A 12,941-nucleotide genomic window follows, 5' to 3' on the forward strand; every position below is an offset into this window, starting at 1 on the left:
CTCAGCGCGCCGTGGCCCGGAGGATTTCCCCGGCAATGCTATCGAGTCCCAGCACCCGGTCAGCCGCACCGCGCGCGATTGCTTCCTTCGGCATTCCGAACACGACCGAGCTTGCCTCGGCACCCGTCGAACATGCCGCGCTCCAGCAGCGGATCTGGCGACAGCCTTCTTCCGCATATAGCGGCAGGACCGTGCTCGTGAGGTAATCAAAGTGCCCGGCCGAAGTCGCTGTCCTCTTGGTCTGCCCCACCACTGGTCAGGTCGAGTGCGAAGCCGTTGAGCCGCTCCTTCTGGTGGGCGACCGAGTTCGGCTTGACGGGCCGAGCCTTGGTGGGAGCCTGAGGCGCCGACTTTGGCTTCGGCTTGGCGCTGCGCTGCGTGCGCGGTGCCGCTGGCGAGAACGTGCGCTGCTCTTCCAGCTGGAAGAATGCGGTCGTTTGCTGCAGTTCCTCGGCCCGCGCCGCAAGAGAGTCCGACGTCGAGGAAATCTGTTCCGAAGCGCTGGCGTTCTGCTGAGTCACCTTGTCGAGCTGCTGGATCGCCTCGTTGATCTGCGAAGCTCCGATGTCCTGTTCGCGGCATGCGGCGCTGATTTCCGACACGAGTTCTGCCGTGCGGCGGATGTCCGGCACCAGCTTGCTCAGCATCTCGCCGGCTTCGCTCGCCGCCTTTACCGTCTCGGCCGAGACCGAAACGATTTCCGCTGCAGCACTTTGGCTGCGCTCGGCCAGCTTGCGCACTTCCGACGCAACAACGGCAAAGCCCTTGCCATGCTCTCCTGCGCGCGCTGCTTCGACCGCGGCATTCAGCGCCAGGAGATCGGTCTGCCGCGCGATTTCCTGCACGATGCCGATCTTGTCCGCGATCGTGCGCATGGCAATGACGGCCTTGTCGACTGCCGTTCCCGAAAGCTCTGCATCCTTTGAGGACTGGCGCGCGATCTTCTCGGTCTGCGCCGCATTGTCGGCGTTCTGTTTGATGTTCGCGGCCATCTGCTCCATCGAGGCCGAAGCCTCTTCTGCCGACGCGGCCTGTTCGGTCGCACCCTGCGATAGCTGCTGCGAGCTGGTTGCCATCTGTGAACTGCCTTCGGCCACCTCGTTGGCGGCAAGGCTCACGTTGCTGGCAAAGGCACGCAGGTTGTCGACCAGCACGTTGATCGAATCCCGCATCTTCTGGTGATCGCCCTGGCAATCGATCTCGACCCGCTCACCAAGATCGCCGGCGCTGAGCTTGCTCAGCACGCGATTGCCTTCTTCGATCGGCAGGATCGTCGCATCGAGCATACCGTTGATGCCACTGATCAGGCTGGCAAAATCCCCCACGAAGCGACGATCGTCGCCACGCTCGCCGAGGCGACCGGCCGTGGCAGCGCCGATCAGCATCTGGATCTCCGAGGTTATCGCGCGCAGGTTCTGGCGCAGGTTCTCGATGGTGTCGTTGATGAAGGCCTTCTTGCCCGGCAACTGTTCCATCGGGGCGTTGAAATCACCTTCGCCGAAGGCCTTGATGCATGCCATGGCCTTCTTTTTCACGGCAATGTGGCTGGCGACCATGTCGTTGATGCCGCGTGCCACGACACCGAAATCCCCGGGAAACCTGGCATGATCGATGACCACGTCGATATCGCCGCGCTCATGCTCGCTCGCCATGTGGTTCATCTCGGCGATCAATCCGGTCAGACTGCGACGCAACGTCTCGATGGTGTCGTTGATGAAGGCCTTCTTGCCCGGCAGCAGATCGAGCCTGGCGTCGAAGTTGCCGAGGCTGAACTCGTGGACGATGCTCATCGCAAGCTTCTTTACCGCGATGTGCGCGTTGACGAGATGGTTGATGTCAGCGGCAATCTCAGCGATTTCCAGCGGAAGATTGTCCGAGGCGATGACCACGTCGATATCGCCCCGCTCATGCTCCGCCGTCATGTGCTTTATCGCGCTGCCAAGCTCGCGGACCGGAGCCTGCGACTGGTCGAGCAGGCCATTGATCGCGTCGATCAAAGCGCTGGTGCGGGCATTGCAGCCTGAAGCGTGCAGGCGAGCGCCCAGATCGCCGTTCGAGATGGCGGCCTCTACGCGGGCAATCTCTTGCTGAACCTGGGCAGAAGACACTGCCGTGAATGGATTGATGGCCATGGTTGTTCCCGTCCTTCTTGTTCTGATCACCTCTGTGGCGGCAGCACGTTCCGTTCGCTGTCGCGGGTGTTTCAGGCGTTGACCAATTGACCTTCGCTGCCGATCCCGATGGCATCTTCGGTCGTGAAAATCCGGGCCGCGTCGACGATGACCACGAAGCCCGTGTCCCGGCGCACCACGCCGGTTATGTATTCGGAGTTCCAGCTGATCCCGATATCCGGGGCAGGTTCTATGTCCGCCTTCTCGAAACTCGTGACGCTCAACACCCGGTCGATGACAACGCCCAGCGTAAGCAGGCGGTCGGTCAACCGCACATCGAGGATCAGGATGCGCGTGGCCAGCGTGGGGTCGGCAGTCGGCAGGCCGAGACGCCTGCGGAAGTCGACCGTGGGCACGCCTTGGCCGCGAAGATCCGTCAGGCCGATGAAATGCGCAGGCCCATTCGGCAGGTAGGAGGGTGGCGCATAATCGAGGATTTCGCGCACTAGAGCGACGGGTATGGCAAAAACCTCGTTGCCCAGGCCGAATTCCACGACCTGAAGTTCACCCGCGCTGCTCATGCTGCGCGTCCGAAGTCTGCATCGTCGGCGTCGGCGCCACCGTCGGTAAGGTTGAGGGCAAAGCCGGCCAGTCGCTCCTTCTGTTCGGCTACGCTATTGCGCTTTACCGGCTTGGTGGCCATGCTCGCTCGACATGTAGTTCATTTCCGAGATCAGCCCGACAAGATTGCCGCGCAGGGTCTCGATCGTATCGTTGATGAAGGCCTTCTTGCCGGGCAGCTGTTCCATCGGAGCCTCGAAATTGCCGAGGCTGAACTCGCGCACGCAGGCCATTGCCTGTTTCTTGTGGCCGGGCGGAAACGGCGCTGGGTGAAATCAACCAGCGAGGCGTACCCTCCGACCGGCCGCACATCGAGTTGTTCCAGACGTTCCTCGACGATCTGACCGTAGGCGCGGGTGGCGTCCATGCGGAACGAAATTGCAGTCGCGACAGAGGCAAGATCGAGCGCAAGGCGCGACAGTTCCTCCAGCAGGCTGTCGTCACGTGCGTCGCTATCTGCGATACGGTTGGCAAGATCGCTCAGGCGTTCTTCGGCAGCATCAAGCTTGGGCCAGCATTCGCGGGCAACCGGCAGGCCAAGCAGCGCCTTGTTGCGATAGTTGCCCAGTTCCTGAAGACGCTGGATCTGTCGGGTGAGATCGCGCCGGTCAATGCCGTTGGCCGCTGCAAGCAATCGCCCGAAGCCGTCATCCTTCAGCCTGAAGTCCGACCATATGCGGATGCCGCCGCCCAGTGTGCTGGAAACAAGTTCATCGCGATTGATCGGATGGCGATCGAGAACCCGCTCGACGTCGGCATCGCTCTGCGCCAGCCACACGCGCGTGCTGCGCACGATCTGGCCGGGAAGAGTGCGTGCCCAGGCGATTGCGGCCGATAGCTCAACGTCCGTCGCCGGTTCGAGAAAGCCTTCATCATCGCAAGGCGCGCAAAACAGCGTCAGGCTGCTGCCTTCGCTCTGGCGTTCCCAGGTGAAAGTGACCCTTTCGTTGATCCGGCCTTCGCGGTGCGTCGGATTGCCGACGCTGTCGTCGCTCGCCGTCAAGGCCTCAATCGCGGACAGTTCATCGGCACGCTCGCTGTCGTCGATCGCAAGGACCCACTGCACGATATGGCAAGGGACCGGCAGGGGCGGCCAGCGCCGCAAGTGCATCTCGCCAACGGCCCTGCTTCGAAGGTCATGGTCGCGCATGGGTGAAAATCCCTGACGCGGCTGGCAGGAGAGAAGGCACCATTGACGCCGCCGCTTGGGCAAAACGCTATGCCAAGAGCAGCGCACCACCAAACGGATTTGCGCAGGTTTCGCGCAAGTGCCTGGCTGGATTGCCCAAAAGAACTAGGTTTTCCGGCTATTATCGGCGAAGGCCCTTGACCGCGTGAACGTTCTCATTTAGGTGAACGTTCACAAGAGCGCTGATGGCGAGCATTTCGCGTGGCAGTGCCGAGGTTGTAAAAGGGGAGGATCATGAAGGTTTCCATGACACGTTCCGCTGCCGTTCGTGCAGCCAGCATGGGTGCCCTTGCACTCGCACTTGCAGGACAAGCCGTCCACGCGCAGGAAGCGCCGCAGGATGCAGCTGCTCCCGCTGAAGAAGGCGAAGCCATCGTCGTCACCGGCATCCGCGCCTCGCTGTCGAAGGCACTCGACATCAAGCGCAGCGCGCAGGGCGTGGTCGACGCGATCTCGGCCGAAGACATCGGCAAGTTCCCCGATACCAACCTTGCCGAGTCGCTGCAGCGCATCACCGGCGTTTCGATCGACCGCAACAGTGGTGAAGGTTCGACCGTGACCGTTCGCGGCTTCGGTCCGGACTTCAACCTCGTCCTGCTCAACGGCCGCCAGATGCCCGCTTCCAGCCTCGGCGGAAGCAGCGGCGCCCCCGCCTCGCGCTCGTTCGATTTCGCCAACCTCGCTTCCGAAGGCATTGCCGGCGTCGAAGTCTACAAGTCGGGCCGCGCTTCGCTCGCCACTGGCGGTATCGGTTCGGTCATCAACATCAAGACCGCCAAGCCGCTCGAACGTCCCGGCTTCCACGGCAGCATCGGCGCCAAGGCGGTCTATGACACCTCGCTGTTCGATGGCACCAGCATCACGCCTGAAGTCTCGGGCATCATCAGCGATACCTTTGCTGATGGCCGCATCGGCGTTCTGCTGACCGGTTCCTACCAGGATCGCAAGGCCAGCCAGGCGCAGTTCAACGCGGGCTGGCGCGAAGGCTATCTCGGCTCGGAAAACAACTGGGGTTCGCTGGCACAGCCGGGCACGCCGGGCGCTGCCAACATCCAGAACCGCCCCGGCCCGAACGACATCTATCAGGTCACGCAGAACGCGGGCTACGATTTCACCACGTTCCGCCGCAAGCGCATCAACGGTCAGGCCGTGGTGCAGGTCAAGCCGATCGACACGCTGACTGCGACCGTCGACTACACCTTCTCGCAGAACACCATCGACGCCCGCACCAACTCGATCGGCGTCTGGTTCAACCATGGCGACACCTCGAGCAGCTGGACCGATGGCCCGGCAGCTGGCCCGAACTTCTATGCCGAGAACTTCGGCGGCACCGACAAGGACCTCGCCATCACCGGCGCAGTCGCGGCCAACCGCTCGCGCAACCAGTCGATCGGCGGCAACCTCAAGTGGGATGGCCCCGGCGGCCTGCGCCTCGAACTCGATGGTCACCACTCGACCGCCGAAAGCAAGCCGACCAAGCCTTATGGTTCGGGCATTGCCGTCGGCAGCGCGATCTTCGGCGTGAAGTCGCAGAAGGTCGATTACACCTCCGACATGCCCGTCATCAGCGTTCAGATGTATCCGGGGGCCGAGATCAAGGCCTCGAACATCCGCCCTGCCGGCAACGCCTTCCGCACCGCCTACATGCGTGACGAGATCAACGAAGTCACTTTCCGCGGCGGTTGGGATTTCGACGCCTCGTTCATCGACAGCCTCGACTTCGGCGTCACCTACACCGAGAACAAGGTGCGCTCTGCATTCGGCGTTATCCAGAACGATACCTGGGGCGGCACGCTTTCCGCAGCCGAAACCCCGGACGACCTCTACCAGATCCGCGACCTGCCGAAGGACTTGGCGGGCATGTCGGGCTCAAACGATGGCTCGATCATCCCGAACTACTTCAACATCGACACGGACGGCCTGATCCGTCTGCTCGACAGCAAGATCGGGATCTGCAGCACCGCCGTCACCGCCGGCACCTGCATTGCCAAGTACACGACCGACCGCACCGTCCGCGAACGGACCTGGGCGCCGTACCTGCAGACCAAGCACTCGTTCGATCTGGGCGCGGGCACGGCTAACCTGCGCTTCGGCCTGCGCTACGAGAAGACCAAGGTCGACTCCACTGCGCAGGTTCCGATCCCGGTCCGCACGATCTGGACCGGCGGCAACGAAACCGCGATCGATTATGGCAATCCGCAGCAGGTCGCTGCCGCATCGCTCAAGGGTGAGTACGAGAACTGGCTGCCGGCCATCGACTTCGACATGGAGCCGATCGACAACGTCCGCCTGCGCGCATCGTATAGCCAGACGATCACCCGTCCTGACTATGCCTCGCTGCAAGGTGGCACCACGCTGGCTTCGCCGATACGCATCGGAGGCAGCACGGCCTCGAGCGGCAACCCCGGCCTGCTGCCCTACAAGTCCAACAACGTCGATCTCTCGGCCGAATGGTACTATGCGCCGGCCAGCTACGTTTCGGTGGGCTTCTTCCACAAGGTCGTGAAGAACTTCATCAGCCAGACGCAGGTCAACCAGCCCGCGTTCGGCCTGACCAACGCTGCTGCCGGTGCCAATGCCGCAGCAGCGCGGGCAGCGCTGGGTCCCAATGCTACGGCGCAGCAACTGCTCGATTACATCGGCGCCAACTTCCCCTCGACGGTCATTCGTGACAACAACGGGGTGGTCACCGGTGTCGTCGGCCAGGCCTCCGATCCGCTGGTGAACTTCATCACCACGCAGCCGACCAACAGCGACCAGAAGGCCAAGCTGTGGGGCTGGGAATTCGCGGTCCAGCACAGCTTCTGGGATACCGGCTTCGGTGCGATCCTGAACTACACCGTGGTGAAGAGCGACACGAAGTTCGACAACACCCTGCGTTACACCATCCCGCAGTTCGCGGTGAACGGGGTCAGCGACAGTGCCAACGCCGTGCTGTTCTACGACAAGAATGGCCTGCAGGCGCGCGTTGCCTATAACTGGCGCGAGGGGTTCCTCTCGGGCTACGGCTTCGATCCGTACTACGTGAAGGCCTATGGCCAGTTCGACGCCAGCGCATCCTACGAAATCCGCAAGGGCGTGACGGTGTTCGTCGAAGGCATCAACATCACCAACGCTGACCGCAAGGGCTACCAGCGCAATAGCCAGACCGTGTTCTTTGCGGCACCGGGATATGCGCGCTATGCTGCCGGTGCGCGGTTTACCTTCTGAGCCTGAGGGGATGACCTTCGGGTAACGAAGAACCGGCGGCCCGTATTGCTTCGGCAGTGCGGGCCGCAGGGGTTTTCAAGGACTGACAGGCTGGCCGGATCAACCGGCGGCTGAAACGGGTGAGAGATGATCGGGTCGGTGAAGCAGGTTGTCATCGTCGGAGGCGGCACCGCAGGGTGGCTCTCCGCGTGCCTGCTGGCCGCGCGACGGCCCGAGCTGGCAATCACGCTGGTCGAGGCGCCCGACATCCCGACCATCGGCGTCGGCGAGGGCACCTGGCCGACGATGCGCGAAACGCTCTCGACCATCGGCATCCGCGAGGCCGAGTTCCTTGCCGAGTGCGACGCTTCGTTCAAGCAGGGTTCGCGCTTTGATGGCTGGGTCGATGGTTCGGCGCAGGACAGCTACCTCCATCCGTTCACGCCGCCCACGCCGGGTGACATGGCCGCCATGCTGCAGGCGTGGCGCGCACAGGCACCGGAATTGTCCTTCGCAGCGCTGGTGACGCCACAAGCTGCGGCCTGCGAGGACAACCTTGCACCAAGGCAAAGGGCCATGCCCGATTATGCCGGGGCGCTGAACTACGGTTATCATCTCGATGCCGGCAAGTTCGCCGCACTGCTCAAGCGCCACGCGACGACGCGGCTCGGCGTGACGCATGTTTCGGCGCAAGTCATTGCAATTGCCGATGACGAGGCCGGCAATATCGCCAGTCTGCGCCTGCTCGACGGGCGCGAAATAGCCGGCGACTTCTTCATCGATTGCTCAGGGCTTGCCGCGATCCTGATCGGTGACCACTGCGGCGTGCCGTGGGTGGACCGGTCCGACGTGTCCTTCAACGACAGTGCGCTTGCCGTGCAGGTCCCGGTCGAACCCGGCAGCCCGATTGCGTCGCAGACCATCGGCACCGCGCATGAAGCGGGCTGGATCTGGGACATCGCCCTGCCGACGCGGCGCGGCATCGGTTGCGTCTTCTCCTCGCGCTTCATGGATGATGCGCGGGCGGAGGATGTGCTGCGGAACTACATTGCCGCGCGGCTACCGTCCGCTGACCTGCAGACCCTGCGCCCGCGCAAGCTCACGTTCTCCACGGGCCACCGTGAACGCTTCTGGCAGGGCAACTGCCTTGCCGTGGGCCTCTCCGCTGGTTTCATCGAGCCGCTCGAGGCCTCGGCCATCGTCACCATCGAACTGTCGATCAAGGCATTGGCCGAAAACTTTCCGCGCCGCTCGGATACGTTGGGCCTGCTCGCCGGGCGGTTCAACGAGCTGTTCCGCTACCGCTGGGACCGCATCGTCGAATTTCTCAAGCTGCACTACGTCCTCAGCCGCCGGCCCGAGCCTTACTGGCTGGCGCAGCGCGATCCGGCGACAGTCCCGGCGCGCCTTGCCGAGTGTCTGGAGCTTTGGCGCGATCAGCCGCCGTCGGCGTGGGACTTCCCTCGCATGGACGAACTGTTCTGCGCCGCCAGCCAGCAATACGTGCTCTACGGCATGGGCTTCCCTGTGCCGGGCGGAGCAGCCGACGCTACAGCCACGCAAGCGCTTGCCGAAGTGCGCCAGCGCTCGCGCGCCTTGGCCGCGGCGTTGCCGTCCAATCGGACCTATCTCGATGCCCTGCGCCCCGTTGCGGCCGCAGCCCCAATCGCCATGCACGGAGCGGCAGTGAAATGAGCAACCACGCAGTCCTCAATCCCGCCGACCACGGCGAGTTGCGCATCGACACTGCCGCCAGCGCCGAACTTGGCGACAACGTCATGGCCTGTGCCACGGTCCCGGCCGAGTTCCGCTCGGTTCAGGCGCATTACCCCATAGCCCTGCGCCGCGACCTTGCCACCGGCAAGCTTGAAGCGCTGGCGCTGCTGGGCTTCGAGACGGGCGAGAACCTGTTCCTGCGCAGTGGCAGGTGGGATGCGCCTTACCGCCCGCTGTCGATGGCGATCCGCCCGTTCCTGATCGGTCGCGCGCCAACGCCCGACGGCGTGGGCCAGGTCCACGTCGATCTCGACCACCCCCGCATCAGCAGGACGGGCGAGGGTGTGCGGGTGTTCGATGCCAGCGGCCAGCCCACGCCTTACCTCGAGGACATCGCCGCCAAGCTGGGCGACCTCGATCACGCCCACCGCGAATCCGCCGATTTCTTCGCCACGCTCGATCGCTATGAACTGGCGGAATCCTTCACGCTGGAAGTCACGCTCGACGATGGCGCGAAGAACTCGCTCGTCGGCTATCATACCATCAACGAGGAAAAGCTCTCGACCCTGGACGGCGCTGCGCTGCAGGACCTCATGGCCAGCGGCCACCTCGCGCGGATCTACATGATCATCGCCTCGCTCTCCCACTTCGGCGATCTGGTCGCGCGCAAGAACGCCAAGGTTGCCGGTGGCTGAAACAACTGCCCTGAAGCTTCCTGCAGTCGCTGTGAGGACACTCGAAGCACCGGGCGGTCTCGACGCCATGCTGCAGGGCGCGCGCGAACCGTTCGTGCTGCGCGGGGTGGTGCGCGATTGGCCGCTGGTGCAGGCGGGCCTTGAATCTGCCCGCGCCGCCCGCGCCTATCTGGTCGAACGGGCGCGACCCGTGCCGTTCACAGTCTCGCTGGCCGACCCCGGCTGCGGTGGTCGGCTGTTCTATGACGTTGCCATGCAGATGAATTTCAGGACGGCGCGCGGCAAGCTGGCGGATATCTTTTCAGGTTTCGATGCCAACGAAGGCAGCGCCGATCACCCCGTGATCTACCTCGGCTCGATCGACGTGCCGACGCACTTCCACGGCGTCGATACCGAAAACCGGGTGGATCTCGGCTCGCGCGATCCCATCACCAGCCTGTGGATCGGATCGCCAACGCGCATCGCCGCGCACAACGATTTTCCCGACAACCTCGCCTGCTGCGTGGCAGGGCGTCGCCGCTTCACGCTGTTCCCGCCGAACCAGTTCCGCAATCTCTACCTCGGCCCCATCGACAACACGCCAGCGGGCCGCGCGGTGAGCATGGTCGATTTCGCGGCGCCCGATTTCGAGGCTTACCCGCGCTTTGCCGAAGCTCTGGAGCACGGGCAGGTGGCGGAACTCGAACCGGGCGACGCGCTGTTCGTGCCTTCGATGTGGTGGCACCATGTCGAGGCGACTGAGCCGTTTAACATCCTGCTCAATTACTGGTGGCGCGATACCCCGCGCTACATGGGACAGCCGCAGACGGCGTTGACCCACGCCCTGCTCGCCATCCGAGACCTGGCCGAGGCGGACCGCGCGGTGTGGCGCGACCTGTTCGATTACTACGTGTTCTCGGGCGGTGATGAAGCGCGCGCGCACATTCCCGAAGAGGGGCAGGGCGCCTTGGGCCCCATCGACGCGCAGGGCGCTGCCCGCATCCACCAGTTCATCCTGAGGAGCCTCAGCCAATGACCGCTTCGCATCTGCCCCGCCGTATCGTCATCGCCGGAGGCGGCACCGCCGGGTGGATGACCGCCGCCGCGCTTGCCCGCACGCTCGGCCCGGTGGCCGAGGTCACGCTGGTCGAAAGCGAGCAGATCGGCACGATCGGGGTTGGCGAAAGCACGATCCCGCCGCTGGTCACTTACAACCGCCTGCTCGGCATAAACGAGGCCGAGTTCATGCGCGCCACGCAGGCGACGTTCAAGCTCGGCATCAATTTCGAGAATTGGCGGGTGCAGGGCGAGAACTACTTCCACTCGTTCGGCGGTACCGGCAAGGACCACTGGTCGGCGGGCTTCCAGCACTTCTGGCTCAACGGGCGAGAGCGCGGTCACACCGCCCTTTATGGCGAATACTGCCTTGAGCTGAAGGCCGCCGAGGCGGGCAAGTTCGCGCATCTTCCCGATGACCGGATGAACTACGCCTACCAGCTCGATTCCGGCCTCTACGCCAAGTTCCTGCGCGCCATGGCCGATGCCGACGGCACCATCCGGATCGAAGGCAAGATCGCCCGCGTGGAGCTTGACGGCGAAACCGGCGACATCGCCGCGCTGGTGCTGGAAGGGGACCGCCGCATCGAGGGCGACCTGTTCATCGACTGCACCGGCTTTCGTGCGCTCCTGATCGAAGGCGCACTGCGGGCGGGCTATGACGACTGGACCCACTGGCTGCCTTGCGACAGCGCCATCGCCATCCAGACCTCGAGCGTGCGCCCGCCCGTCCCCTACACCCGCGCCATCGCGCACGAGGCTGGCTGGCAGTGGCGCATTCCGCTGCAGCACCGCCAGGGCAACGGCATCGTCTATTGCAGCGACTACCTTGCCCACGAGGCTGCGCTCGAAAAGCTGCTCTCCACCGTCGAGGGCGAGAAGCTGGTCAAGCCGAACCATATCCGCTTCCGCACGGGGGCGCGGCGCAAGCAGTGGCACCGCAATTGCGTGGCCGTGGGGCTTTCCGGCGGGTTCATGGAGCCGCTGGAGTCCACCTCTATCCACTTGATCCAGCGCGCCATCCTGCGCATTGTGCGGATGTTGCCTGCGGGCGCCATCAGCCAGCGCGATATCGACGAATTCAACGACCAGCAGTTCACGGACATGGAGCAGATCCGCGATTTCCTGGTCCTGCACTACAAGGCGACCGATCGCCGTGACACGCCGTTCTGGCGGCATTGCGCCAGCATGGAGATTCCTGCCAGCCTCGAGCACAAGATCGAGCTGTTCCGCGAAACCGGCCGCGTGTTCCGCAGACACGAAGAACTGTTCGCCGAGAACTCGTGGGTGCAGGTGATGATGGGGCAGGGGATCAATCCGCAAAGCCACCACCCGGTTGCCGCCAAGCTGCGTGACGAGGAACTGAAACATCTGCTCGGGAGCTTGCGCGAACAGGTCAGCCGCACCGTCGCCGCGCTGCCCTCGCACGGTGATTACGTTGCGCGCTATTGCGGCGCCGAGGTTCCGGCAGCGGCATGAGCTTTCTGCTTCTGGCCGCAGCGGCGGTCCAACCCGATTGGCAACTCGTCTGGGCCGACGAGTTCGACGGTACCACGCTTGACCGCAATCGCTGGGTCCTGGCCGAGGACTGCTGGGGCGGCGGCAACGAGGAGCGCCAGTGCTATACTGCGCGCAAGGCCAACCATCGGCTAAGCGACGGGGTGCTGGAGATCATCGCCCAGCGCGAGGACTTCACCGGCCCTGCCTTCCCGCGCGATCAGCGCGACAGCATGGAAAAGGCCGAGGCCAAGCGGTACAAGCCGTTCACTTCCGCCCGGCTGTCGACGGCAGGCAAAGCTGCCTGGCTCTACGGCAAGATCCAAGTCCGCGCTCGCCTGCCGCAGGGGCAGGGCACCTGGCCAGCGATCTGGATGCTGCCCGAAGACTGGGCCTATGGCGGCTGGGCGCGCTCCGGCGAAATCGATATCATGGAGGCGGTCAACCTTGGCGAGCCTTGCGAGACCTGTGAAGGTGGCCGTGAGAACCACGTGCTCGGCACGATCCACTTCGGCGGCGAACCACCGCGCAACCGCTATATCTCGGAAGAAACCCCGCTGCCCGATCCGACCGCCTTCCACACTTACGAGGTCGAGTGGGACAAGGATGGCATGGTCTGGCGCATTGACGGCAAGGACTACGCGCGACGCATGCCTCATGAATGGCACACGCTGGGCTCTGACAAGCCCGGTGCGCCCTTCGACAAGCCTTTCCACCTCATCCTCAACCTCGCCATCGGCGGGCACTTGCCAGAGGGGCGCAACACCACGGGCGTCAACGCTTCAGGCTTTCCCAAGGCAATGGCGGTTGACTGGGTCCGCGTATGGCAAAAGCCCAGCGAAACCGCTAACGCGGGCGCCGGAACGAAGAGCGGGGGTAACTGAGCTA

The 12,941-nt window shown here is 63.9% G+C and carries 11 protein-coding genes and 1 pseudogene; 6 read left to right on the top strand and 6 right to left on the bottom strand.

The annotated features are described in order from the left end of the window. Nucleotide 1 precedes the first annotated feature (1 nt). The 6 genes and pseudogenes from IM701_RS04105 to IM701_RS21810 all read right to left on the bottom strand — a co-directional run. Nucleotides 2-253 carry a chemotaxis protein CheB gene (locus IM701_RS04105; protein WP_193827856.1) on the bottom strand — a complete coding sequence of 84 codons (252 nt, stop codon included), beginning with the start codon at nucleotides 251-253 and terminating at the stop codon, nucleotides 2-4. Next, nucleotides 207-2,132 (bottom strand): methyl-accepting chemotaxis protein, encoded by a 1,926-nt coding sequence (locus tag IM701_RS04110; protein ID WP_193827857.1) that lies wholly within the window; start codon nucleotides 2,130-2,132, stop codon nucleotides 207-209. The genes IM701_RS04105 and IM701_RS04110 overlap by 47 nt, the downstream gene beginning before the upstream one ends. Before the next feature lie 71 nt (nucleotides 2,133-2,203). Then, entirely contained in the window at nucleotides 2,204-2,692 is a 489-nt protein-coding gene (locus IM701_RS04115) for a chemotaxis protein CheW (RefSeq protein ID WP_193827858.1), read from the bottom strand. Continuing rightward, nucleotides 2,689-2,814 carry a hypothetical protein gene (locus tag IM701_RS22090; RefSeq protein ID WP_255527780.1) on the bottom strand — a complete coding sequence of 42 codons (126 nt, stop codon included), beginning with the start codon at nucleotides 2,812-2,814 and terminating at the stop codon, nucleotides 2,689-2,691. The genes IM701_RS04115 and IM701_RS22090 overlap by 4 nt, the downstream gene beginning before the upstream one ends. Further along, nucleotides 2,786-2,965, bottom strand: coding sequence for a hypothetical protein (locus IM701_RS22230; protein WP_193827859.1), 180 nt, complete (start codon nucleotides 2,963-2,965; stop codon nucleotides 2,786-2,788). Before IM701_RS22230 ends, IM701_RS22090 begins: the two co-directional genes overlap by 29 nt. A gap of 65 nt (nucleotides 2,966-3,030) precedes the next feature. Continuing rightward, nucleotides 3,031-3,882 (bottom strand): annotated as a pseudogene (locus IM701_RS21810) (DUF3422 family protein); the annotation flags it as partial. A 273-nt stretch (nucleotides 3,883-4,155) separates the two neighbouring features. On the opposite strand from IM701_RS21810, the gene IM701_RS04125 reads away from it, so the two are divergent. The 6 genes from IM701_RS04125 (at nucleotide 4,156) to IM701_RS04150 (ending at nucleotide 12,937) form a co-directional block, all read left to right on the top strand. Next, nucleotides 4,156-7,131 (top strand): TonB-dependent receptor, encoded by a 2,976-nt coding sequence (locus IM701_RS04125; protein ID WP_193827860.1) that lies wholly within the window; start codon nucleotides 4,156-4,158, stop codon nucleotides 7,129-7,131. Between the two features lie 126 nt (nucleotides 7,132-7,257). Next, a complete protein-coding gene (locus IM701_RS04130; RefSeq protein WP_193827861.1) occupies nucleotides 7,258-8,805 on the top strand; it encodes a tryptophan halogenase family protein in 1,548 nt (515 codons plus the stop codon). Further along, a complete protein-coding gene (locus tag IM701_RS04135; protein ID WP_193827862.1) occupies nucleotides 8,802-9,521 on the top strand; it encodes a SapC family protein in 720 nt (239 codons plus the stop codon). The genes IM701_RS04130 and IM701_RS04135 overlap by 4 nt, the downstream gene beginning before the upstream one ends. Next, complete coding sequence (locus IM701_RS04140) at nucleotides 9,514-10,536, top strand: cupin-like domain-containing protein (RefSeq protein WP_230487789.1); 1,023 nt, start codon at nucleotides 9,514-9,516, stop codon at nucleotides 10,534-10,536. Before IM701_RS04135 ends, IM701_RS04140 begins: the two co-directional genes overlap by 8 nt. Next, a complete protein-coding gene (locus IM701_RS04145) occupies nucleotides 10,533-12,035 on the top strand; it encodes a tryptophan halogenase family protein (protein ID WP_193827863.1) in 1,503 nt (500 codons plus the stop codon). Before IM701_RS04140 ends, IM701_RS04145 begins: the two co-directional genes overlap by 4 nt. After that, nucleotides 12,032-12,937 (top strand): family 16 glycosylhydrolase, encoded by a 906-nt coding sequence (locus IM701_RS04150; protein WP_193827864.1) that lies wholly within the window; start codon nucleotides 12,032-12,034, stop codon nucleotides 12,935-12,937. Before IM701_RS04145 ends, IM701_RS04150 begins: the two co-directional genes overlap by 4 nt. The last annotated feature ends 4 nt before the right edge of the window (nucleotides 12,938-12,941 follow it).

The sequence above is a fragment of the Novosphingobium sp. ES2-1 genome (genome assembly GCF_015169775.1).
Lineage (GTDB): Bacteria > Pseudomonadota > Alphaproteobacteria > Sphingomonadales > Sphingomonadaceae > Novosphingobium > Novosphingobium subterraneum.

Coding starts and splice junctions, on each gene's coding strand:
- IM701_RS04110 (WP_193827857.1), bottom strand. CDS start 2,132: ATGGCCATCAATCCATTCACGGCAGTGTCTTCTGCCCAGGTTCAGCAA.
- IM701_RS04115 (WP_193827858.1), bottom strand. CDS start 2,692: ATGAGCAGCGCGGGTGAACTTCAGGTCGTGGAATTCGGCCTGGGCAAC.
- IM701_RS22090 (WP_255527780.1), bottom strand. CDS start 2,814: ATGGCCACCAAGCCGGTAAAGCGCAATAGCGTAGCCGAACAGAAGGAG.
- IM701_RS22230 (WP_193827859.1), bottom strand. CDS start 2,965: ATGGCCTGCGTGCGCGAGTTCAGCCTCGGCAATTTCGAGGCTCCGATG.
- IM701_RS04125 (WP_193827860.1), top strand. CDS start 4,156: ATGAAGGTTTCCATGACACGTTCCGCTGCCGTTCGTGCAGCCAGCATG.
- IM701_RS04130 (WP_193827861.1), top strand. CDS start 7,258: ATGATCGGGTCGGTGAAGCAGGTTGTCATCGTCGGAGGCGGCACCGCA.
- IM701_RS04135 (WP_193827862.1), top strand. CDS start 8,802: ATGAGCAACCACGCAGTCCTCAATCCCGCCGACCACGGCGAGTTGCGC.
- IM701_RS04145 (WP_193827863.1), top strand. CDS start 10,533: ATGACCGCTTCGCATCTGCCCCGCCGTATCGTCATCGCCGGAGGCGGC.
- IM701_RS04150 (WP_193827864.1), top strand. CDS start 12,032: ATGAGCTTTCTGCTTCTGGCCGCAGCGGCGGTCCAACCCGATTGGCAA.